This window comes from Porphyromonas gingivicanis JCM 15907 (assembly GCF_000614585.1).
Lineage (GTDB): Bacteria > Bacteroidota > Bacteroidia > Bacteroidales > Porphyromonadaceae > Porphyromonas > Porphyromonas gingivicanis.
In genome coordinates, this window is the sequence record NZ_BAKX01000002.1 from 248,142 (window position 1) to 270,103 (window position 21,962).

The following is a 21,962-nucleotide window of genomic DNA, read 5'->3' on the forward strand; positions in this document are numbered from 1 at the left end:
TTACTATTATTACACTGTAAGAAGTTACTACTTCTTAAGTACAATTTGGGTTAATTGGTCGAAGAGGGAGGGGCAGATTTTTTACGAAGAACTGCCAGCGCATGCTTAGCAGCCACCTGCTCAGAACCTTTTTTAGTAGAACTTTTTCCTTCCCCTAAAGCAACGCCATCTACATACACTCGGGAGACAAAAGTACAATGAGGACCTGGATTGTGGTGTACGAGACGGAAATCTATCTCTATCTTTTCTTTAAGTCCCCACTCAAGTAACTTATTTTTAAAGTTGATACCTAAGTCGGGGTTTTCCTGATTGATTTCTTCAAAAATAGAAATCATCTTTTGGCGAACAAACCTCTCTGCTTGCTCAAAACCCTTGTCCAAAAAGATAGCTCCTACAATAGCTTCTAAAGCATTGCCCAAAGCATCTTTTGCCAAAGGGTTGTTTTTATTCTTAATAAGTACTTTATCTATACCTATTCGCTTGGCAATGGAGTCTCCAATCTCTCGAGACACAATGCGTGCTTTCTTCTCAGACATTGGCCCTACGAGCTGTCGGGATACTTCAAATAGAGATATTTGGAAACAATAGCCCCAATGACACTGTCTCCCAAAAACTCTAAACGGTCGTTATCCTTTTGATTAGAATGCCTTTGCGCTCCTGTTTGATGGCAAGAAGGGTCTATAAGAGCCAAGCGATAGTATTCCTTATTGCGAATACTAAAATCCAGAATACTCTCCAACACAGCCCAATTTGGCTCGTTCTTCTTCTTCCTAAATTTACCAAAATAGTTAGAGGAAAAAAAGTTCAAAACCGTCGCCCAATTCATAGACAATGTAATGATTGTGTATTGAGAGTTATACTATCAAACAAAGAGTAAGGGACACCCTTTACATATATCAAGGAGATGTCCCTTACTTCATTTAGCCAATTTTATACAGCATTGAGCCTATCACAAAATACTTATTGGTATTTCTTAAAGAGTACGGAAGCATTATGACCACCAAAACCAAAAGTATTGGATATAGCTACCCGTACATCTCTCTTACAAGGCTTGTTGTACGTATAATTCAACGATGGATCTACTTCTGGATCGTCATCATCGTCTGAGTGATTAATCGTGGGAGGAATAATATTTTCTGCCACAGACTTCACGGCAACGAATGCCTCCAAAGCCCCAGCAGCCCCCAACAGGTGTCCCGTCATTGATTTCGTCGAGCTAATGTTCAAGCGAGTAGCATGCTCTCCAAAGACAGCTTTTATGGCTTTAACCTCGCTAACATCTCCTACTGGAGTACTCGTACCGTGAACGTTGATATAATCCACATCGGCAGGAGTCATACCTGAGTCTTCCAGCACACGCTTCATAACGAGCTGTGCGCCCAATCCCTCGGGATGACTTGCTGTAAGATGGTGAGCATCGGCAGAAAGACCGAAGCCTCCAAACTCGGCATATATCTTTGCCCCACGAGCAAGAGCATGCTCTAACTCTTCCAAGATAAGCACACAACTACCCTCTCCCAATACAAAGCCGTCACGACTCTTACTGAAAGGACGACTTGCCGTCTGAGGACTATCATTGCGTGTTGAAAGAGCGTTCATCGCTGTAAAACCACCAATACCAGCAGCAGTAACAGATGCCTCACTACCACCTGCAAGCATCATATCTGCCTTACCTAAACGGATCATAATGGCAGCATCGATAATTGCGTTAGTAGATGAAGCACAAGCAGAAGCTACAGAATAGTTAGGGCCATTGAATCCATACTCGATAGATACTAACCCTGCAGCGATGTCTGAAATCATCTTAGGAATAAAGAACGGATTGAAACGAGGTCCCACTTCGGGAGAGTATTGCATTACTTCCTCTTCGAAAGTAGTCAAACCTCCGATCCCCGATGATATAATAACCCCTACACGTTCTTTATTGATCTTTTCAAGATCTACCGCTGCATCCTCAAGAGCTTGCTTGGCAGTAACCAATGCAAACTGGGTGTAGCGGTCGTAACGACGAGCCTCCTTACGATCAAAGTGATCCGTTGGGACAAAGTTCTTTACTTCACAAGCGAATGTGGTTTTGAACTTCGAAGCATCAAAGAGGGTGATAGGGCTGCCCCACTCTTGCCCTCCAAGAGATTATCCCAAGTCTCACCAGCACTATTCCCCAAGGGGGTCAAGGCTCCAAGACCGGTAACTACGACTCTTTTGAATTCCATATTACTTATGGCTTTCGATATACTTAACAGCGTCGCCTACAGTTTGGATCTTTTGAGCATCTTCATCAGGAATCTTCATATCGAACTCCTGCTCAAAGCCCATCATTAGCTCCACAGTATCGAGTGAGTCTGCACCCAAATCTGTAGTGAAGTTAGCTTCCATTGTTACTTCGCTTGCTTCAACACCAAGCTTATCTACGATAAGTTCTACTACTTTTTCTTGAATTTCGTTCATTGTTTTACTCTGTTTAGAGGGTTTATTATTTATCTAATTACTCACTTACCAAAAACTTACAAGTTCTCCATACGCTTATAGAGAGCTCAAATAATAGTACCTTTCATACTATCTTTGCCACAAAGAAAGGCATTTTTGCCCAACCTGAGACAAACTCGGTAGCAAATATACAACTTTCTTGCACAAAGATTACACATCTGTGCGAATAATCTTGACTATAAAAGATGAAAAGAATTGCAATTTTTGCCAGTGGTAACGGTAGCAATGCCGAGAATTTGATAGCTCAATTGGGCGAAAAAGAGGGATGTTCCTTTCCCATTATCGTGTGTGACAACCTCAAAGCAGGTGTTTGGGAGAGGGCTAAAAAACTGGGAGTTAGATGCGTGCACTTCTCTCGAACGGAACTCGCTGAGGGAGGTGCCGTCTGTGAACTTCTGAAAAAAGAAGGCATCGACCTCATCGTTTTGGCTGGTTTTTTAGGTAAAATATCGGGACCTCTTTTGGAACAATTCGGTGGACACATTGTAAATATCCACCCTGCCTTCTACCTCAATTTGGAGGCAAGGGGATGTATGGGCACCATGTGCATGAGGCGGTGCTTGCTCACAACGAACGCTTTTCGGGTATAACAATACACTTTGTAGATGCAGAGTATGACCATGGAGCTACTATATGTCAAGTAACCTGCCCCGTATATCCCGAAATAGATACCCCAGACACATTGGCAAATCGCATCCATCGTTTGGAGCATATCTACTTTCCTATCGTAGTGCGAGATTTAGTACAACGTATGGAGTAGTCTCTCTCTGAAATAAAATAACCCATAAGAATCTCTTTCTATGACCCGACAAGAACGCTTCAAGCATATCATAAGGTATTTTGAAGAAAATATGCCCATAGCAGAAACGGAGTTGGACTACACGACTCCGTTTGAACTTCTGGTCGCCGTCATTCTTTCGGCACAGTGTACCGACAAGAGGGTAAATATGGTTACCCCTCAACTCTTTAAGCAGTTCCCTACGGCAGAGCAACTCGCTACTGCCGAAGTAGGGGAGATTTACGAACTTATCAAGAGCATCAGTTACCCTAACAATAAGGCAAAACACCTTTCTGCTATGGCTAAGATGCTATGTGATACGTTCCAAGGAGAAGTCCCCTCCCAGCGAGAAGACTTGATGAAGTTGCCAGGAGTAGGGCGCAAAACAGCTAATGTAATAGCTTCTGTGGTGTTCGATCAGCCTGCTATGGCGGTAGATACACACGTTTTTCGTATCTCCAATCGTCTGGGACTAACAACCAACTCGAAAACGCCTCGTCAAACGGAGGAGACTTTAGTCAAATATATCCCAGAACACCTAATCCCCAAGGCGCATCATTGGCTCATACTACACGGCAGATATGTATGCGTGGCACGCAAACCCAAGTGTGAAGAGTGTGGACTCACCCCTTACTGTCGTTATTACGCTACCCAGCAACGCTCTTCGATAAACATTGAATAATTATAGATCTTCCATCCTTCCCCCCCCCCAAAAAAAACATTTCAATCCATTTATACGTTGTTTATATATTAAAAGTATTGTGTATATTTGCAAATATAAATAGGTCAGATCATAAAACGGTTCTCTTTATGCCTAAATTCATCTTAAACGGTAAAAGAGTTGATCTGCAAACAAGCATGCAAAGAATATTTTGTGTTTAACTTTTAACAAACAATAGCGTATGGATAAGAAAAAACGTTATTTGGTGACCTACACCAAAGGGGATGTTAGTAAAACCACTGCCGTCAGTATTTTGAATGTACCTAAAACAAGGTGCAAAGATGGGGTTACCACAATGGCTCTTGAGGAAGTTCCAGCAAGTTCGGATGTTTTACACTTCGAAAAGTTGGGGGTTTCTGCATTAGAACTCTCTGAAGAAGAAGTAAAAATCCTTCAAAACAGCAAAGAAGTACTCTCTGTTGAGGAAGACTATGAAGTACATGCCTTAGATTTTGATCAAAAGGACTTTTTGAATTCCTTTTTAGAAGATGATGGAGATTATGACTTTGAGGATGAGAGTTTTGAAGATGAGTATATGGACGAAGATTATGACTTAGACTCAGAGATAGAAGCTGAAGAATATCCTAATCTTCGAGATTTCCGATTAAGAGGAAAAAAAGTCCGTCGACCCAAGTTAAAGAAAAAGAAACGACCAATACAGCCTTGGTGGCCTGGTGCTCGCCCAGGTTCTATTCCCCCCATTGCAGTGCTGCCCCGATGGAAACAACGTATCGTAAGAGCAGTCTTGAGAGATGTGTATGTTTCTTTGCTTAGGAATCTCAGATACTCTTCTCCTGCTCCAACTCCTCCATCGTATCAAGATTATCCTTGGAATATGGAGTTAGTAAACGCCCCTGCTGCTTGGAGAAGAAAAATTACGGGTAAAGGAGTTAATGTAGCAGTTCTTGATAGTGGCATTGCTTCTCACGTGGACTTAAGCATTTCTGGAGGAGTTTCCTTCGTAGCAGGGGAGAGTAGCTTCAATGATCGAAATGGACATGGAACCCATTGTGCTGGTATTCTTGCCGCAAAAAATAACTCTACAGGAGTAGTTGGTGTGGCTCCCGATGTAAACCTTTTTGCCGTTAAGGTGCTAGGGGATAATTGTTCAGGATTTACCTCAGATATTATAGCTGCTTTAGAGTGGTGTTTGAAGAATAATATCCAAGTGGCAAGTATGAGTCTTGGGGGGGCCTATGGACCTTCTCTAGCATATGCTTCCATTATAGAGCGTTGTCAAGATAGAGGCTTGGCAGTTGTAGTTGCTGCGGGTAATTCTTTCCAAACAAGTTATCCATGGGTAAATGGTCCTGCGAACACTTTTGTCCCTAATACACCGAATGCAAGTCCTATTGCGGTGGGAGCAGTCGATAGAAGAGGTAGAATAGCAAATTTTTCTTCCAGAGGTCGTAGAAGCAACGAATGGAACCCTGTAACTTGTGTTGCCCCAGGAGTTAGAATAAATTCGACATATCTCAAAAATGGATATACGGAACTTTCTGGCACCAGTATGGCCTGTCCTCATGTTGCTGGATTGGTAGCTCTCCTAACCCAGAAATATGCAGATGTTCCAGCCAATAGAAGAGTGGCTTTGATTAAGAACATTATAGCCAATACTTCGATGGATCTCGGAGATAATGCATTTGACGAAACTTATGGAGCAGGATTAATAAACTGTGATGCCGCTGTTTCATAAAAACTAAACAATAGGAAGTGGTCTTCTTCGAAGTAAAAAGGTAGAAGACCGCTTCTTTTTATTTACTATTTCATTTTTTATGAGTGCACTACACCCACAATTAGAAGAATTTCTAAGAAAAAGCAACGAGAATGATCTTTTTGAGGTCTTGATTGTAATCCAAGAGGGAAAAAGTATTCCTCCTTTGGGAACGGAGAAGATTCATGTTTTAAGCCCTAGTATACTATCGGTCTCTCTTACCAGTAAGCAAATCCTCTCTTTGTCTGAGCACCCTGATATACTATCTATAGAGTCTAACTCCGAAGTTCACGCTCTTTGAAAGAGTAAGTTGTTCAAAAAACTATTGTAGGGTCTCTTAAAAAGGCGATGAAAAGCCTTTTTAAGAGACTTGGTAGTTTACGTCATTTTGAAACGTATTGCAAAAAATATATATAGGATGAGATAGACTGTAAATACTAATTCTCATCTAATTTTCATTACCTAACTATCATAAAAAACAAGGCAGAAAATAATTGTTAATAATACATAGTCAGTATCTTATTATGTAATCATATCGAATGACTCTATGAACATATAGAACCCATCAGTGCTTTCAGACGAAAGCATTAACCCTTTTAGGGAAAAGCATAGACCTTTCTGAGCGTTAGGATTATTCCTTTTGAGGCAGCTCTTTAGTGATATCTATTGGGGGACTCCCCCCTCTCTTTTCTCTCCAACATCTTTACAGAAGCTCTATTATCGGAAAAACTATCATTACAGCCACAAGGATTTTTCTACACCACGGAAGAGCCCATAAAAAAGCACCTCAGAAATTCTTCTAAGGTGCTTTTGTTTTTAGTAATGCTTATAGGGAGAGGGGCAAGAAATTTTCGAAGCTTGCGTTATCTCCTCTCTATGAGCTTACTTCAAAGGCTTGATATGCTGTAAGTTTACAGGCTTAATCATATTCTCAGGACTCAAGATGGTATCCAAGTCTTCCTTGGTAAGGATGCCATGCTCCAATACGAGGTCGTACACGCCACGACCCGTTTCCATCGCCTCTTTGGCAATCTTGGTTGAGTTCTTATATCCAATAACAGGGTTCAATGCAGTTACGATACCGATACTGTTGCGGATGTAGTTGCGACAATCTTCTTCGTTGGCAGTAATACCATCTACACAGAGTAGGCGGAAGGTGTCCATACCATTGATCAAGAGATCACAGCTCTCGAAACAGCATTGTGCCATAACGGGTTCCATAGCATTTAGCTCCATTTGAGCAGCATCTCCTGCTAAGGTTACAGTCAGGTCGTTACCCATTACCTTGTAGCATACTTGGCTCAATACCTCTGGGATAACGGGGTTCACTTTACCAGGCATAATAGAAGAACCGGGTTGCATAGCAGGTACGTTAATTTCGTGCAATCCGCAACGAGGTCCAGAAGCTAACAAACGAATATCATTGCCAATTTTATTGAGCTTAACAGCAATGCGCTTGAGGGCAGAAGAGTAACCAATCATCACCGAAGTATCACTGGTAGCCCCTACAAGGTCTTTGGTCAGCTTAATGTCCCAACCTGTAATCTCTGCTGTGGCTTTGACACAAGCCTCTGCATAACCAGGTTCTGAACAGATACCTGTACCGATAGCCGTAGCTCCCATATTGATGGTGAGGAATTGCTTTGCAGCAAAATCAAGGTACTCGATTTCCTCTTCGAGGATAGAGCAAAGCCACCGAACGTTTGTCCTAAAGACATAGGTACAGCATCTTCGAGCTGAGTACGTCCCATCTTTAAGATGTGGGCAAACTCTTCGCTCTTCTTTCTAAGAGAACGGATAAGCTCTTCGAGATGAGGCTTCAAAGCAAGATGCTTAGCATACAGCCCTAAATGAATAGCGGTAGGATAGGCGTCATTGGTAGACTGGCTGCAATTAACGTGGTCGTTAGGTTGTAGGTACTGATACTCTCCAGCCTGGTGTCCCATGAGTTGAAGCCCACGGTTACAAATCACCTCATTGGCATTCATATTGGTGGTAGTACCCGCTCCTCCCTGTATCATATCGATTGGGAATTGGTCGTGATGTTTGCCTTCAATAATCTCACGACAAGCACCAACGATAGCATCGTATTGCTCTTTGGTAAGGAGTCCATGAGCATAGTTGGCTATAGCTGCCCCCCACTTGGTGTAAGCCAAACCGTTGATAAAAAGAGGGTACTGGTCGAGGCGGAAGTTACTTATACGAAAATTCTCAATGCCTCGGAGTGTTTGCACTCCATAGAGTTTATCTACGGGAATCTCTCTCTCGCCGAGAAGGTCGCTTTCAATGCGCACTTTATTGTTCGTATCCATCGTATATGGTTATTTAATGTGTTATACTTGTCGAACGTTGAAATTTGATATGTTCCGCAAAGGTACACTTAAATATCTAAAAACAACGCTCTTAGCAAGAAATAAGCCCTTTTGTAGCTTCTCATCGTTGTATCTTAACTCTTCAAGGAATAAGTTCCAGAGAGGTGTCAAAAGTTTCTATCAATAAAAAAAGAAGTAGTACCCGAATGTGTCAGATACTACTTCTCCTACGGAGACTTCTTAATAGTCTCTCTGGGATTAGACTTATTTTAGGTTAGGATTTATCTTACTCCACTCTGTAAGAGGAGGCAGAATGCCCATGTCGATGACCTGATTGCGCAAGGCACAGAGGTGTTCATAGCTTTGGTCAAGAAGAGCCAGCTCTTCTGCCGTACCTTTCATCTCGTGGCATATAACTCCCTCTTTGGTAATATTGTTTTCCATAGCCATCATGATATGGTTGTACTTTTCGTTGGCTACATAACAGCCCGAAGGTTGTACAAAAGGTTCTCCTCCCATAGCCGCAGCAATCATCTTTACAGATACATAAGAGGGGCTTTGGAAGCTGGAGCGACCACGAAGTTTGATAATATTGGCTCCCCCCTTTACTACTCTCTCTTTGAGAGCTATCCACTCTTCGTTAGAGAGTTTGTCTGTTCCGATCAAAGTGCTTAGCGGAGTGTCCTCTACCTGTGCTGTAGATGCGAAAACAGCCATCATCTCACCATGACCTCCATAGGTGCGGCAGTTGGTAACTTTGCTTTGAAGTACACCAAAATGCTTCGCTAATTCACTTTGTAGACGAGTGGTGTCTAATGCCGCTAAAGTGGTTACCTGTGAAGGTTTTAATCCTGAGTGTACCAATGTTACAAGGCCAGTAATGTCTGCAGGATTGAAAATGATGGTTACGTGATGTACATCGGGGCAATAGCGTTTGATGTTACGTCCCAATTCAGCCGCAATTTCAGAGTTTCCGCGCAACAAATCTTCGCGAGTCATCCCCTCCTTACGAGGGGCTCCTCCTGCAGAAACGATGTACTTAGTCCCCGTGAAAGCCTTTTCAATATCGTCCGTAAAGGTAAGGTTTAAGCCCTCAAAACCACAGTGACGCATCTCTTCTGCTACGCCCTCTAACCCTTGAATAAAGGGGTCGTAGAGACAAATGTTGGGGGTGAGGCGCATCATAGCTGCCGTCTGTGCCATATTGGAGCCAATCATACCCGCTGCTCCTACAAAGGTCAGTTTATCTTCGGTTAAGAAATTCATATTCTTTCTATTTAGATGATTATTGTATCTTTTCCTTTCCAATATAAGAGCTCCTACTCATATTATTGGAAGGAAGTCTCACAAAGATAATCCTTTTAACCCAGCTTTACAAGCCTTAAAAAGCACTACAAAATGGACCCCATGGATACAAAAAAAGAGGTCTTAGACCCCTTTTCTATGAAGATTGATTATTTATCTACCCGCAAAAGTTGCGTTTTTTGAGGTGTATAGAGCAGATACCAACCTGAAGGATAGGTAGAGAGATCTATACGAAGGCTATCTTGTTCAGTTACACTCTTCCACAAGGATACTCCCTCTATGGTCCGGAGTTCTATCTTATCTCCCTTTTGTACACCTGAAAGTATCACATATTCTTGGGCAGGATTGGGATAAATTGTTACGGCAAGCGCTCCCACTACATCGGCAAGAGCCGTTATCCCAGGGTAATCATGTTCATTATAGTTGGCATCTATTTTTTTTACTTTCCAGTTTTTCGAAAGAGCTTCTCGTACATCACTTTCTGTACAGACATTACCATCAGGCTTTTCCATACCTTCGGAAAAAATAACAATGGAAGCCTCAATATCCCCCTTTTCTGCCGTGGGGAGCGACTTTATCATTGCAGTCATAGCTTCCCCCTTAATTTGATTGCCAAAAACACTTATACGTCTCAATTTATCAGAGGTAAAAAGAAGTTCGCTTAGGGAATTATCATGCACCTGTACCATCTCTAAAAGAGGATTGTTTGTAAGGTCTAATTTTGTCAGATAGCAACCGCTAATTGTTAGTTCTTTGAGCTTTTTCGCCACACTGAGGTCTACTTGCCTAATCGTATTATTAGCCGCATGGAGCACTTCGAGCTGAGTAGCTTTACTCAAATCGAGTTTATTAATCTTCGTAGTAGCGCACTTTAGACTCTTTAAGCCTTTTGCATTGGATACATTGATAGAAGCTATATTAGTTCCCTTAATATCAATATATTCCAAGTCTTTATGTTGTGAGAGGTCCAATGTTTTAATCGCAGGATTGTCCGCACAGCGTAGAGTGGTTAGATGGAGGTTGCCCGAAATGTTCAAATCTGTGATCTCACAGCCAGAAATATCTAAATATCCCACTTTACCTTTTAGAGTAACTGTCTTTTTCTTTAGGATATATTCATCGCGCTCATTTTTGCGTTGCCAGTACTCTGCACCATCGACAAAAACATCGGCATTATCCTTACCCTCAATACGCATGAAGATGGAGTTGTTCTGCTTGATGGAGGTTTGAAAGGTAATCACATCATCGCTATACGAGGGAGCATAGTCATATCCTCTATAAGGCTTTCTCGCTTCGTTGAAGACCCCCCATCCCTTACGTACAGCCGCAGTTACATGAGCCACAGAGCAACGATTTCTCTCTTCAAAAGTTACAGGGTTTTCATCTACAACAAAGAGCATTCCTGGATTTGTTGTTGCTGTTAAATCAGGGAGAGATGTGATAAAATCAGTCATTTTGTTATCGTTAATCCGATTGCCGAATATCAAAGCGAAAGAGAGAGCATCACAGCCTGTTACATCCAATTCATTGAGAGCAGCGGGAGCTACTGCCAGAATGGAGAGAGCCTTCAATCCTTTTACATTCACCTCATCTATTTGTGTAAAGGCAGCTGCGACTATACGCATACGAGGATTTTTCGAAAAGTCCATTTTGGAAAGCTCTGGGTTATTGTTAGCATAGAACTCTTCTAAAGTTTCGCAATGAGAAGCGTCGAAAGAACGGATCCCTGTATTTTCAGTATCTATCCAAGTAAGAGGTTTTTCTGTCGAGCCTTTGATACGGATATTTTGTTTTTTGACTTGATATATGCGTATATTATGGCTACCTCCATCTGGATCTGGTTCAACGCGAACAAGGTTTAATCCCTCGATTTGCTCATCGGGGACATTAGCTTCGAAGCGTACTTCTTCTCCCTCACTTTTGGCAAGAACGATATCTACATAGCTATCATTATCGGCTTTCAAAGAGGCTGGGGATATGCTCTGAAAGCTCTCTTGAGTTGCGATGTCTTCTTGAGAGCGTAACAATTTTTCAAACAAATGCACATTACTACGTGACACATAGTGTGGAATATCTCCCTCAGAAATGATAGCTTCATTTTGGGCAAAAACCTTGTTCAAAAGGCTAATAAGTCCCAATAGGAATAAACCAATGGTAAAAATTCTTTTCATCTTTTTAGTTCTAACTACACTGTTACTTTTTGCTGAATAATTTAGTTTGAGAGGGTCTCTTATAATTTCTCTTATTGAGGGAATGCCTCTTCATAAGTAAAGAGAAGCTTCACAAATATGCCTACTTGCTCTTCTCATCAAAAGAAAATGTATTTCCAAGGAGAAGAAGTCCTAAAATCTTCTCCTGCTTCGAAAGTACAAAAAAGTATTTCAAAAATAACCTTTTCGCATAGTTTTAGCGGATGGAAAAAGAATACTCTGCGAACAAAAAAGACCACAAGAGACTTGCTCTAATGGCCCTATTTGAATTACTGTATTATGAAAGAGAGCGGAAAACGAGACTCGAACTCGCGACCCTAACCTTGGCAAGGTTATGCTCTACCAACTGAGCTATTTCCGCATTGAAGACTTAACTTTCTCTGTCAAATCCTTTGCAAAAGTAGTATTTTTTTTTGTTTGGACAATACTTCGACTTAAGTCTGATTATCCATGTTGAGGTGATATATCCATCATAGGTGTCAAAAATAGGGGGAGAGCAACAACTCTCCCCCTTATAACATACGATACACGCCCAAAAGGTTCGTTTGAAGAAACTCCTTTACAATGGGTTGCTTTTAGCGCAAGGCTTTTTATTCCTTATAAAGTAGTCCGGCAGCAACTTCTTTACGAGTAGAAGTATCAGTCAAAGCCTCTACAACTTCCAAAGCAAAAGCCATAGAAGCAGCAGGCCCTTGCCCTGTTATAATATGCCCATCACGTATTACAGGCTGTGCGATGGGGGTTGCCCCCAGCATCTTAGGCTCAAAAGAGGATAGCAAGTAGCCTTACGACCCTCTAAAAGATGAGTTGCACCTAATACTACTGCAGGAGATGCACAGATGGCAGCAATGATTTTATTCTCTTTATTTTGTTCTTCTAACATGGCAAGAAGAGAGGTACAAGCATACAAGTTGTCTGCTCCAGGCAATCCTCCAGGTAGTACTAAAGCATCTGCTTTTTGCCCCTTTATTTGGTCTATGGTCTTATCTGCTGTATAGGGTACACCATGCGCACCTACAACGACAAGTTCTGCTGTAACTGAAACAGTAGTGGTTGATACTCCTGCACGGCGCAAAATATCTATTGATGTAACCGCCTCTATCTCTTCAAATCCTGTTGCTAAAAAAACAAAAGCTCTCTTTTCCATATCGTTTGTGTTTCTATTTTTAAGTTTACTGAATATCAAAATGGTAAGTAATAGTACCCTCTTGGTCGGCAGCCCCAGGTTGAGCATTAAAACGTGTCGCCCTTGCCGCCCGTACTGCAGCTTGTAGCGTAGCAGGGTCTGTAATGTTAGTACCTTTTAATCGCTCGGTAGCTCTATAACTCTACCCTCATCATTTACCACAATGCGCACTACTACGGTGCCTCGAGTAGGTCTAAACCCTGTAGGACGAGCAGGCATACCGCCATTACCTGTGATGCTTCGCCCTGCTAATGAAAATCCTGCACCTACATTCTTGCCCTGTGTAGCATTACCCTCAGCTCCATTTTGCTCTTGTTTTTTAGAGCCTCCTTTACCGAAAGCTCCCACGACCTTACGATTAATCTCGTCACGGCGACGTTGTTCTTCCTCTTGGGCTTTCTTAGCCTCGCGTCCCCTACGTTCCTCTGCCGTTTCTTTAGGCTGCTCCACGGGTTTCGGAGTGGGGGAAGGAACAGTCTTTTCCGCTCTCTTATCAGCAACAAGAGGCTCTTCTTGAGATAGGGTGGAGGCTTGAGGTTTCTTTGCCATAGGTCGTGCAACTGACTCTGGTGCAGGCGATGAAGCTACCGCTGCAGTAGCCACTTCCTGAGAAGGGGTCTCTTCTAAAACCCCTACAGGTACTAATGTAATCTCCTTAGTACGAGGTTTTACGCTACTCGAAAGGGTTAACCAAAAGAGTAGACCAACACCTATCAGATGGAGAGTCAATGTGAGAGCTAAGGCTATTAAACGATTGCGCAACATAGGTTAAACATGCGATTGTAAAGCCTTGGTGGCAAGTACCAACTTTAGATCTAATTGAGCTGTAATGTTGAGAATCTTTACAATTTCCTTATAGGGAACTTCCTCATCGGCGTAGAGAGCTACAAGCATATCTGCATTTTGCTCTTGTGCTCGTATTAGTTGTTCCGCAAGTCCGTCAATAGTAACCTCTTGGGCTGTCTGTATCGTGGGGGTAACAATGTAGTACCTACTCCGCCGTTAGAGTAAGGCGTACCATAGGGGACTCGCTCGGAGCAGTAGACTGCGAAGAGGGGAGATTGACCTTTATAGCGTTGGGTACAACTAATGTACTAACTACCATAAAGAAAATGAGTAAAAGGAATATAACATCGGTCATAGATGCCATACTGAAAGCCTCATTAACCTTTGTTTTTCTTTTAAGTGCCATTCTTGTAGGTTCTACTTATTGTTGTGGAGTATGCTTGGCAAGCTCGTTAAGTACGTCCATAAACTCTATACTTCGAGCCTCGAGAAGATTAACTGTTTTGTCAATACGAGCTACTAAAAAGTTGTATGCAAAGAGGGCTACGATGCCAACTATCAACCCTCCTACAGTCGTAACCAATGCCTCATAAATACCTCCCGAAAGAAGAGAAATATCAATTGCTGTACCTGCATTTGCCATGTCAAAGAATGCTTTAACCATACCTGTTACCGTGCCAAGAAACCCAATCATTGGAGCTCCAGCTGCAATGGTTGCCAAAAGAGGCATAGAGGTTTGTAACTTACCCACTTCGAGATTACCTGCATTTTCTACGGCGACAGAGATATCTGCCATCGGGCGTCCGAGACGCATAAGCCTTTATCTATCATTCGAGCCTCTGGAGTATCTGTTGAGAGGCAGAGATTATGTGCTGCATCAATCCTGTTGGTATTGATATAATCTTTGATACGCTCCATAAAAGAAGAGTTAGAGCGGAGAGCAGCACGCACCTCCAAGAACTTCTTTACAAAAATGTAAATTGCAGCGAGTGAAAGAAGTCCCAAAACGAGCATTATCCACCCTCCCTTGAGAGCAAGATCCCACACAGAAAGAGTAACGGGTGCTTCTGTAACAGTACCCACGGCAGTAAGAGCATCTTGCGTAGAGTCGGCAACGATGCTATTTAATTGTAATAAGGGAAAGAATTTCATGTCTATCATTCAACGATTAACTCTTGTCTATACCGACGGATGGTTTCCTCCAACCCAAAGTAAAGGGCATCAGCTATCAACGCATGACCTATGGAGACCTCCGCTAAGGGTTTGACTTGAGTGGCAAAATAGTGTAAATTGTCTAAATTAAGGTCGTGCCCTGCATTAACCTCCAATCCACAAGTCGAAGCATGAGCTGCCGCTTGGATAAAATCCGTGACGGCTACTGCCCCCGCTCCCTTAGCGAATGAGGCTGCATAAGGCTCTGTATAAAGTTCTACTCTATCGCATCCTGTTTCAGCAGCACGACTAATGTTATTACAATCAGTACCCACGAAGATCGAAGTACGGATGCCAGCATCTTTGAAGCGAGCAACGACCCCCTTTAGAAAATCAAAGTGTGCTCCCACATTCCAGCCTGCATTGGATGTTAAAGCATCGGGAGCATCAGGCACTAAAGTAACTTGTGCTGGCAGTACCTCCAATACAAGATCTACAAAGGAGGGGGTAGGATTACCTTCGATATTAAATTCAGTCGTGAGATGTTGTTTCAATTCTCTTACATCGGCATAGCGAATATGGCGTTCATCAGGACGAGGGTGTACAGTTATACCCTGTGCCCCAAAGCGCTCACAGTCCAAAGCAACCTGCAAAACATTGGGGATCATTCCTCCCCGAGCATTGCGTAATGTAGCGATCTTATTTATATTTACACTTAAACGTGTCATAGGTTATTTTTTTAATCTCCAAGCAAATATAATGTTTTTATAAAGACCATTGATGAAAGAGTCGTCTGGAGATTGTGTTTAGTCTCAGTGTTTTCCAATCATGTATTAACCCTGTATCAGAAAAAAAGAGCCCAAGATGTTACACTCTATCGGAGCTATAATCTGATTCATGTATTCTTCAAAGCCTCTTGTTATACCAACCTATTCAGAGAATGTTATACCAAAATGTTATTTGTTTTTACCTTCTATGATACTAACGTTTTTGAATAACCTTTCAATGCGAAAAGCGTACCTACCCCTACTATGGTAGATACGCTTTGCCTTAGATTTTAGTGCTGTATGATAATGGGAAGTATCTTGGTGGCACCACTCTGTTCGATGATACGTACAAAATAGTTTCCATCACTCAATTTGTCTGTGAGTATCTCAATAAAAGTTGCTCCCCCTTGCTGGAAGAAGATTTGTCTTCCCTGCATATCAAGAAGCATCACAGTCGCTCCCTCGGCACACTCTACGATAACTTTTTGGTCTGCGACAGTAGGATATACCCTTACATTTTCCGCCTCGGGAGCTTGAATAGCTACTTCGGGCTTGAGAGTGATGGTTATATCATCTAACAATACTCCTGGTCCTTGTCTTAGTGTCTTGTGTACAAAAGCAAGAGAGATACGCTCTCCTTTGAATTTAGATAGGTCTATTGTATGTGTATTCCAAGTTCGAGGTTTTTCGGTAGCATAAGCATCTTCAAGCAAATAGACAAAATCCGATGCCTTTATCGCAGGTCCTACGGCAGCGTAAACACGATACCTCTCTTTTTTTGTATTATCTATAAAGAAACTACTTGTCGAAAAAGTCAGCAAAGGAGTTATATCTCCTTCGTTGGGGATATTTATAGGTGGAGAGATTAGCCAGTTGTTTGGAAAGAGAGCCTCTCCTTCAAAAGTGAATTCATTTTCTGTACCTGCTTTAGGGGTTGCTTTGGTAGGAGAGAAACTCCAAGAAACCAATGAATAGGAAGAATTATAACCAACGCCGAGTGCATCGTTATTAGCAATCCCCAAACGATCTAATTCCGTTTTGATATTTATCCACGTTTGATTATCTCTATCCATTTTAAGTGTACGCCACTTCGTTGGAAAAGCGCCATCTTCGAATTTCTCTTGGAGTGGAAATTGGGTCGTCGCTCCATCGTACACTACAAAGTTCGTTTCACTGGTAGCTGTGCCAAACTTGTTGGTAATTGTGAATTTGACTTTGTAACTACCTGGGGTATCCCAAACGACAGAGGGACGCTCTAAAGAGGAAGTTTTCTCTCTTGCTCCTTGAAACTCCCATTCGAAAGATGTGATAGGACTATCAGAGGTATACTCTGGCATCCATTGTATGTTCTCTCCCGTATAAGCAAACTCTATTGCCGTAGGTATGCCTGCCGTAGGAGGGGTAGATAGAGTTTGAGGCTCTGGACAAGACTCCAGAAGAGCTCGCATAGCGGGGATATTGCTTATAGGAGCTTTAGAAAAGAGGTTAGTGTACTCTCCAGAAGGGCTAATAAAAGCTACTGTTGGATAACCAGACACAATAATACCTAAAGCTCCAGCCAATCTGGCATCACTGATAATGGGATAGGAAACCTCTTCTTGTGTACCATATACCATAGTCCAATCTCGGCTTGGATTTCTAATCTCCTTTTCCGAAGCTCCTGTAGCCTCCACCCAGAGAATTACTAAGTCTTGAGAACTTTTTCCTGTAGGACCAAACTCCTTATCGAGATTTTCTAAAAAATGATTCGTATGGATATTCCAGCAAGGGTTACACCATGTAGCCGAAAAGTCAATGAGTATTTTCTTTCCCTGACGAAGCAATTGTTGTATGTCATGTTTATTCCCTTTAAAATCGGTAGCGATATACTTCTCTCGGGAGATTTTTCTCCAGTTGTAGCTATTGTAGACTGACCCTTGTCCCCACAATAATAAGAATCCAAGGTATAAAGTTGAGCAAAGGGTAATAATTTTTCTCATTATAAATCTGTTTTTGTCTTTTGTGCTAACTTAAAATACATACTCCTCTTGTCCTCAAAGTCCCCACATACAAGAGGGTTTGAGGATATAAACAACGCAAATATAAATATTTCAAGGCAAACAATTCTTGCAAAAAAATATTGTAGAATTTTGTTCAGAGCGATAAAAGGCGAGGGGATAAAGGCTGTTTCATAATGATGGTGGGTCATAACATGTAGTTACTACCTCGTTTGTTACTTTCTCTTTTAGCCAGAGATTTTTGCTACACTCCTTTAGCCTCTTATATTTTATTGCCCTGACACGACTTAACGAGAGAAACGTGCAATATGAATTTTGTTCTCTCTTCGTATAATAACAATAAAGGTTGCAAGAGACATACAAGATAGAATATGCAAAAAGAAGCCTCTCACCATTAGGTCGAGAGGCCTCTTTTAAAGTTTAGACTACTTAATTATTTCTGTAGTCTACGATTTATCATTTAGTGCTTAACGATAACAGGAACTACCTTGATAGCACCTTCTGCCTCTACTACGCGAACGAAATAGTTGCCATCGCTAAGAGCTACTGTGCTGAAGCGAGCCTTTCCTCCTTCGATACGAACAGACTCAATTTGGCGACCTGTTACATCGAAGAGAACAACAGTTGCTCGTTCTGCCGCTTCTACGAAAAGTTCATTATTAGCCACCGTTGGGTATACTGCCACGTTCTCAGCTTCTGGGATAGCAGAAATACCTACTGTTCCGTCCAATGTTACGCTAAAGTTATCCAAGGAAATACCACTTCCTCCTTCTTGTTTGTTAGATTCGTGTACGAAAGCAAGAGTTACACGTTTTCCTTTAAACTTAGAAAGGTCAATTGTTTCAGCTTTCCATTGTCCCTGGCCAGCACCAGCAACTTTAGATGCTACGATTACTTCTGTAAAGTCTGCAGTATTGGTTGTTGAACCAGTAGAAGCCAACACTCTATACTGGTCTGGATCATTGCTAAAGAAAGCATTTGATGCGAAGAAGAGGGTTGGATTCTGTGCATCTGCAGGGATGTTTAGTGCCGGAGAAAGAAGCCAGTTGTTAGGAGTATGTACCTCTCCTCCAAACTGTATTCCATTTTGTCCTTGAGATGCACTTGTGGGGAAGAAGCTCCAAGATATGGCATGATAAGCCGTTTTATAACCAATTTTAGCACCTGGGTTGAGCTTCAAGCCTACGCGGTCAAGCATTGTCTTAACATTTTCCCAAGAGTATTTGTCGCCATCTACACTCAGAGTACGCCACTCGTTAGAGGGGAACCAGCCATCATCAAAGCCTGCTGCTACGGGGAATTTGGTCACATTGATATCCTTAACCTCGTATGCGCGTTCTGCAGTAGCAGTGCCAAATTGATTGGTTACAGCCAAAGTTACCTTGTAAGTACCAGGGTTAGCCCAGGTTACTTTAGGCTCACGTTCTGTAGAAGTTGTAACGTTAGCTCCTTCGAAAGTCCACTCGATCTTTGTTACATCAGACATCGAGCGATAGTCTGGTTTCCAAGCAACTTCTTCTCCTGTATAGGCAAAGTTAAGAGCCTGAAGCGACACTCCAGCAGGTTTTTCGTTAGGACTTGGTATAGAACTGAGAAAATCGTTCATCTTTTCCGTTTCAACACCAGCAAACTGTCCTACGATGAAAGGGAGACCAGATGTATATTGACCCGTAGGTGCAAGTATTACGAAAGTAGGCCATGCCTGTATGGTTATACCCAGCTTCCCAGCAAGTTTGGCATCGCTGATAACAGGATAAGGTACTTCTTCTGTGGTCCCATATTTCAAACTCCAGTTTTTGTTAGGGTCTGTTACCTTGTCCTTTTTACCCTCTCCTTCTACCCAAAGCACTACTAAATCTTGTCTTTGAGTTCCTTGTGGACCAAACTGCTCATAGAACTTTTCGAGCAATCCTTTTTGGTGAGCCATCCAGCAAGGACCACACCATGTTGCAGAAAAATCAATAAACACCTTTTTCCCTGATTGGAGTAGTGCTTTAATGTCAATCTCATTTCCCTTGATGTCTTGAGTTTTGTAGCCATCAAGCTTCAAATCTTGCCATTGATAATCATCATAAGCACGAAGGGCACCTACCTCTTTTTGAAGGGCAAAAGGAACCGTCGTTTGCACTACTTCTTGAGCGAAGATACCGCTCGAAAGAGTAAGCGCAGCTGCACATAAAGTAATTAATTTCTTCATAGTGGTTTCTACGATTTATATATTAAACATTTTCTATTACGACTAATAACCTCCTCCTTAATCCAAGAAAGAAGAAAGCTTACCGATGCAAATGTAGTAGTTTTTTTACAAGAATGGTGTTTTAGTCTGTTAAATATAGGGGTGTTCTCTGCCTTAAAGTGGTAATAAATCTACAAGAAAATATAAAAGGGAGAGAGTAGCTGACGAGATAGAGAGCTGTATTCCCCCTCCTGAGTACGTAGAGTGAGTGAGGTTAAAGGGCAGAAAGGAGCTTCGGGATGCTGATATATCCACTCACTAAGCAAACGTTTGGGAGCTTTTCCCTCTACCGTAATCACTGCTGCTAGACGGAAGGGTACAAAGCCGTCCGAAGTTGCTGCGGTGCGTAATGCCTCTAATTGGTCGTAAGGGGTAATCATAGCTAACTTTCCATTAGGTTTTAGTAGGCGAGATGCCCAGCCGAAAAGTTGGCGAGGTGCAAGTGTTGTAGTGTAACGAGCTTGCTTGCGTTCTTGCGAACGGGTAGCCACTCCTGAGGGAAAAAACGGAGGGTTGGAGATAATTAAATTAGCGGAATGAGAGGGTAGCATAGATACATACTTTGCAAAGTCGGCACGTACTATTGAGATGCGCTCTGCAAAAGGTGAAGCGAGTGCGTTGCTCCGTGCCATTTGGCTAGCCTTTTCTTCAATTTCCACCCCTAAGAGTTGAGCTGAAGGATAGCGTTGTGCCAACATCAAGGTAAGTAACCCTGTGCCTGTACCCACGTCAATAATCATAGGAGGGTCAAGGGACGAAGGCATGGAAGATACCATATCTTTCGAATGAAGCGTTGCCCAACTGCCTAACAATACTCCATCTGTACTGATACGCATACCACACCCCTCTTGTCGAAGAGTAAACTCTTTGAAGTGCATTATATCTCTCCCTGCCATATTTTATATAGCCCCTGACAAAAAAGCCTCTATTATCACATTGCAAAGATATATAGCTTTCTCACAAGGGTGTAATTGGATTATGGATTATAAGAGCGCATTTCGAGCTATTTAGCTATCTCTGTGCCTATCTTGAAATGAAGGAGTGCAAAAGAAAAGTGTCATAATTCATTAGAATTACAACACTTGTATCGTTGGTCTCAACTGCTCTAAAAGATTACTCACAGAGTCTTTACTGCGGAAGCGGGGGATTCGAACCCCCGGTACGGTTACCCGTACGACAGTTTAGCAAACTGTTGGTTTCAGCCACTCACCCACACTTCCAATATCCTTGGAGGATTTTTGACCACCGCAAAGATAATAGTTCTTTTTGAATTGGCAATATATGGAGTTGTTGTTGATTTCGATTGAACTTGTTGAAATAGCTAACGAAGAAGATATTTTTATGAGGTGTTAAATAAGGAGATGTATTTTTATTAATTATGAAGATTTTGTACCTTTGTTGCGGCGGGATTAATACCCTCGTCTGTTTTTATTTTTACAAGGAAGCGTTGCTTCATTCTTTCGACAGTGAATCCTGAGAAAATTCAAGAAAGGAAGAATGCTGTGGCGGCTTCCCACGTTTATAGGCGTGGGGGCTGTGTTGTGTCATTCTTTTTTCTAAGGCCTTTCTCAGGAGCCTACTGTCAGAGTGTGATGTCAATACGACCTCACGCTTTCTTTTTTATAAAACAATAGTTTCCGCGAGAGAGCCTGCGGTACAGGTTATCGATATTTGGAATAGGAGATTAACTTTTTCTCTTACTATATTTTTGTTTGCCTTTCGTTCATATTGAGAGAGAGGGATGATGATTGGTAGAGAGAACTGCGAGAAGAAAGAATTTACGATAAATCAATATTGTTATGAAGAAGTACATTTTATCTTTTTTGTTGGTGCTCGTCTTAGCGAGTTCAGTACAAGTATTACATGGCTATAATCAGCCCCTTCAGGAAACATCAATGGCGTTTGATAAGCAGAGGTATCTACGACGTACCTATGGGGGAATTTTGAAAACGGCAACTTCACGGATGGCTCAGCATCTTATGGGTGAGATTGCTCCACAGAGCGGTAAAGAACTTCGTTATAAGGTCTATTTAGAACAGATTGCGTATGATGAAAAAGAAAATTGTGTTGCAGCTAATGTTTACATTACTTGGCAAGCAAGAGATTGGTTTAGCAATGTCCCCTATGGAGAGTGTCAGATACAGGGAACCATCTATGTCTATATACCGATGAGAAATATAGATAATACTAAAGTTTATCTTGATGTAGCATCTTACAATGAACACCTTAGTAGGGTGTCAAAGCCTCAACATATAAGAAGTTTAGAGTCAGGTGTCATAATAAATATTTAAGTTTGGTGTCTAAAAACTTA

Annotated in this window: 16 protein-coding genes, 2 tRNA genes and 5 pseudogenes; 4 read left to right on the plus strand and 19 right to left on the minus strand. The window is 41.9% G+C overall.

Annotated elements, in window-relative coordinates; genetic code table 11:
• Positions 1-50 precede the first annotated feature (50 nt).
• From JCM15907_RS03195 to JCM15907_RS03210, 4 genes and pseudogenes are all read right to left on the minus strand, one after another.
• Positions 51-536: a putative dsRNA-binding protein gene (locus JCM15907_RS03195; protein WP_025842692.1), complete on the minus strand. Its 486-nt coding sequence runs from the start codon at positions 534-536 to the stop codon at positions 51-53.
• Positions 537-541: 5 nt separating this feature from the next.
• Positions 542-826, minus strand: coding sequence for a ribonuclease III domain-containing protein (locus tag JCM15907_RS03200; RefSeq protein WP_025842693.1), 285 nt, complete (start codon positions 824-826; stop codon positions 542-544).
• 134 nt (positions 827-960) lie between these two features.
• Positions 961-2,213, minus strand: a pseudogene (fabF, locus tag JCM15907_RS10465) (beta-ketoacyl-ACP synthase II).
• A gap of 1 nt (position 2,214) precedes the next feature.
• Positions 2,215-2,481: an acyl carrier protein gene (locus tag JCM15907_RS03210; RefSeq protein ID WP_441828649.1), complete on the minus strand. Its 267-nt coding sequence runs from the start codon at positions 2,479-2,481 to the stop codon at positions 2,215-2,217.
• A gap of 191 nt (positions 2,482-2,672) precedes the next feature.
• Between JCM15907_RS03210 and purN the strand changes: the two are divergent.
• The 3 genes and pseudogenes from purN (at position 2,673) to JCM15907_RS12090 (ending at position 5,682) form a co-directional block, all read left to right on the plus strand.
• Positions 2,673-3,247, plus strand: a pseudogene (gene purN / locus JCM15907_RS10470) (phosphoribosylglycinamide formyltransferase).
• Between the two features lie 40 nt (positions 3,248-3,287).
• On the plus strand, positions 3,288-3,947 hold the full coding sequence (nth, locus tag JCM15907_RS03220; RefSeq protein WP_025842695.1) for an endonuclease III: 660 nt from the start codon (positions 3,288-3,290) through the stop codon (positions 3,945-3,947).
• Positions 3,948-4,167: 220 nt separating this feature from the next.
• Positions 4,168-5,682, plus strand: coding sequence for a S8 family peptidase (locus JCM15907_RS12090; RefSeq protein WP_025842696.1), 1,515 nt, complete (start codon positions 4,168-4,170; stop codon positions 5,680-5,682).
• 900 nt (positions 5,683-6,582) lie between these two features.
• On the opposite strand, the gene JCM15907_RS13940 is transcribed toward JCM15907_RS12090, so the two are convergent.
• From JCM15907_RS13940 to JCM15907_RS03315, 15 genes and pseudogenes are all read right to left on the minus strand, one after another.
• A complete protein-coding gene (locus JCM15907_RS13940) occupies positions 6,583-7,062 on the minus strand; it encodes a lyase family protein (RefSeq protein ID WP_370664406.1) in 480 nt (159 codons plus the stop codon).
• Positions 7,036-8,012 (minus strand): annotated as a pseudogene (locus JCM15907_RS10480) (lyase family protein); the annotation flags it as partial. The pseudogene JCM15907_RS10480 and the gene JCM15907_RS13940, both read right to left, overlap by 27 nt.
• Positions 8,013-8,276: 264 nt before the next feature.
• Positions 8,277-9,278, minus strand: a complete 1,002-nt coding sequence (locus JCM15907_RS03245) for a malate dehydrogenase (RefSeq protein ID WP_025842699.1) — start codon at positions 9,276-9,278, stop codon at positions 8,277-8,279.
• A 188-nt stretch (positions 9,279-9,466) separates the two neighbouring features.
• Positions 9,467-11,488 carry a T9SS type A sorting domain-containing protein gene (locus JCM15907_RS03250; RefSeq protein ID WP_025842700.1) on the minus strand — a complete coding sequence of 674 codons (2,022 nt, stop codon included), beginning with the start codon at positions 11,486-11,488 and terminating at the stop codon, positions 9,467-9,469.
• Positions 11,489-11,815: 327 nt separating this feature from the next.
• A tRNA-Gly gene (locus tag JCM15907_RS03260) sits at positions 11,816-11,888 on the minus strand.
• Between the two features lie 229 nt (positions 11,889-12,117).
• Entirely contained in the window at positions 12,118-12,282 is a 165-nt protein-coding gene (locus JCM15907_RS13815; RefSeq protein WP_306305466.1) for a type 1 glutamine amidotransferase family protein, read from the minus strand.
• Positions 12,249-12,674 carry a DJ-1 family glyoxalase III gene (locus JCM15907_RS10485; RefSeq protein WP_306305467.1) on the minus strand — a complete coding sequence of 142 codons (426 nt, stop codon included), beginning with the start codon at positions 12,672-12,674 and terminating at the stop codon, positions 12,249-12,251. The genes JCM15907_RS13815 and JCM15907_RS10485 overlap by 34 nt, the downstream gene beginning before the upstream one ends.
• Positions 12,675-12,830: 156 nt before the next feature.
• On the minus strand, positions 12,831-13,478 hold the full coding sequence (locus JCM15907_RS10490; RefSeq protein WP_051522353.1) for a hypothetical protein: 648 nt from the start codon (positions 13,476-13,478) through the stop codon (positions 12,831-12,833).
• A gap of 3 nt (positions 13,479-13,481) precedes the next feature.
• Positions 13,482-13,905 (minus strand): annotated as a pseudogene (locus tag JCM15907_RS10495) (ExbD/TolR family protein).
• A 15-nt stretch (positions 13,906-13,920) separates the two neighbouring features.
• Positions 13,921-14,651 (minus strand): annotated as a pseudogene (locus JCM15907_RS10500) (MotA/TolQ/ExbB proton channel family protein).
• Between the two features lie 5 nt (positions 14,652-14,656).
• On the minus strand, positions 14,657-15,379 hold the full coding sequence (locus JCM15907_RS03285) for a pyridoxine 5'-phosphate synthase (RefSeq protein ID WP_025842701.1): 723 nt from the start codon (positions 15,377-15,379) through the stop codon (positions 14,657-14,659).
• 329 nt (positions 15,380-15,708) lie between these two features.
• Positions 15,709-17,397: a choice-of-anchor J domain-containing protein gene (locus JCM15907_RS03290; RefSeq protein WP_025842702.1), complete on the minus strand. Its 1,689-nt coding sequence runs from the start codon at positions 17,395-17,397 to the stop codon at positions 15,709-15,711.
• A gap of 478 nt (positions 17,398-17,875) precedes the next feature.
• On the minus strand, positions 17,876-19,612 hold the full coding sequence (locus JCM15907_RS03305) for a T9SS-dependent choice-of-anchor J family protein (protein ID WP_025842704.1): 1,737 nt from the start codon (positions 19,610-19,612) through the stop codon (positions 17,876-17,878).
• 170 nt (positions 19,613-19,782) lie between these two features.
• Positions 19,783-20,547, minus strand: coding sequence for a tRNA1(Val) (adenine(37)-N6)-methyltransferase (locus JCM15907_RS03310; RefSeq protein WP_025842705.1), 765 nt, complete (start codon positions 20,545-20,547; stop codon positions 19,783-19,785).
• A gap of 238 nt (positions 20,548-20,785) precedes the next feature.
• A tRNA-Ser gene (locus tag JCM15907_RS03315) sits at positions 20,786-20,871 on the minus strand.
• A 579-nt stretch (positions 20,872-21,450) separates the two neighbouring features.
• Between JCM15907_RS03315 and JCM15907_RS10505 the strand changes: the two genes are divergently transcribed.
• Positions 21,451-21,942, plus strand: coding sequence for a hypothetical protein (locus tag JCM15907_RS10505; RefSeq protein ID WP_025842706.1), 492 nt, complete (start codon positions 21,451-21,453; stop codon positions 21,940-21,942).
• Positions 21,943-21,962 lie beyond the last annotated feature (20 nt).

What these genes read in the sequence shown, in the direction of transcription:
- JCM15907_RS03195 (WP_025842692.1), bottom strand. Translation starts at nt 536, where the DNA reads ATGTCTGAGAAGAAAGCACGCATTGTGTCTCGAGAGATTGGAGACTCC.
- JCM15907_RS03200 (WP_025842693.1), bottom strand. Translation starts at nt 826, where the DNA reads ATGAATTGGGCGACGGTTTTGAACTTTTTTTCCTCTAACTATTTTGGT.
- nth (WP_025842695.1), top strand. Translation starts at nt 3,288, where the DNA reads ATGACCCGACAAGAACGCTTCAAGCATATCATAAGGTATTTTGAAGAA.
- JCM15907_RS12090 (WP_025842696.1), top strand. Translation starts at nt 4,168, where the DNA reads ATGGATAAGAAAAAACGTTATTTGGTGACCTACACCAAAGGGGATGTT.
- JCM15907_RS13940 (WP_370664406.1), bottom strand. Translation starts at nt 7,062, where the DNA reads ATGCAACCCGGTTCTTCTATTATGCCTGGTAAAGTGAACCCCGTTATC.
- JCM15907_RS03245 (WP_025842699.1), bottom strand. Translation starts at nt 9,278, where the DNA reads ATGAATTTCTTAACCGAAGATAAACTGACCTTTGTAGGAGCAGCGGGT.
- JCM15907_RS03250 (WP_025842700.1), bottom strand. Translation starts at nt 11,488, where the DNA reads ATGAAAAGAATTTTTACCATTGGTTTATTCCTATTGGGACTTATTAGC.
- JCM15907_RS13815 (WP_306305466.1), bottom strand. Translation starts at nt 12,282, where the DNA reads ATGCTGGGGGCAACCCCCATCGCACAGCCTGTAATACGTGATGGGCAT.
- JCM15907_RS10485 (WP_306305467.1), bottom strand. Translation starts at nt 12,674, where the DNA reads ATGGAAAAGAGAGCTTTTGTTTTTTTAGCAACAGGATTTGAAGAGATA.
- JCM15907_RS10490 (WP_051522353.1), bottom strand. Translation starts at nt 13,478, where the DNA reads ATGTTGCGCAATCGTTTAATAGCCTTAGCTCTCACATTGACTCTCCAT.
- JCM15907_RS03285 (WP_025842701.1), bottom strand. Translation starts at nt 15,379, where the DNA reads ATGACACGTTTAAGTGTAAATATAAATAAGATCGCTACATTACGCAAT.
- JCM15907_RS03290 (WP_025842702.1), bottom strand. Translation starts at nt 17,397, where the DNA reads ATGAGAAAAATTATTACCCTTTGCTCAACTTTATACCTTGGATTCTTA.
- JCM15907_RS03305 (WP_025842704.1), bottom strand. Translation starts at nt 19,612, where the DNA reads ATGAAGAAATTAATTACTTTATGTGCAGCTGCGCTTACTCTTTCGAGC.
- JCM15907_RS03310 (WP_025842705.1), bottom strand. Translation starts at nt 20,547, where the DNA reads ATGGCAGGGAGAGATATAATGCACTTCAAAGAGTTTACTCTTCGACAA.
- JCM15907_RS10505 (WP_025842706.1), top strand. Translation starts at nt 21,451, where the DNA reads ATGAAGAAGTACATTTTATCTTTTTTGTTGGTGCTCGTCTTAGCGAGT.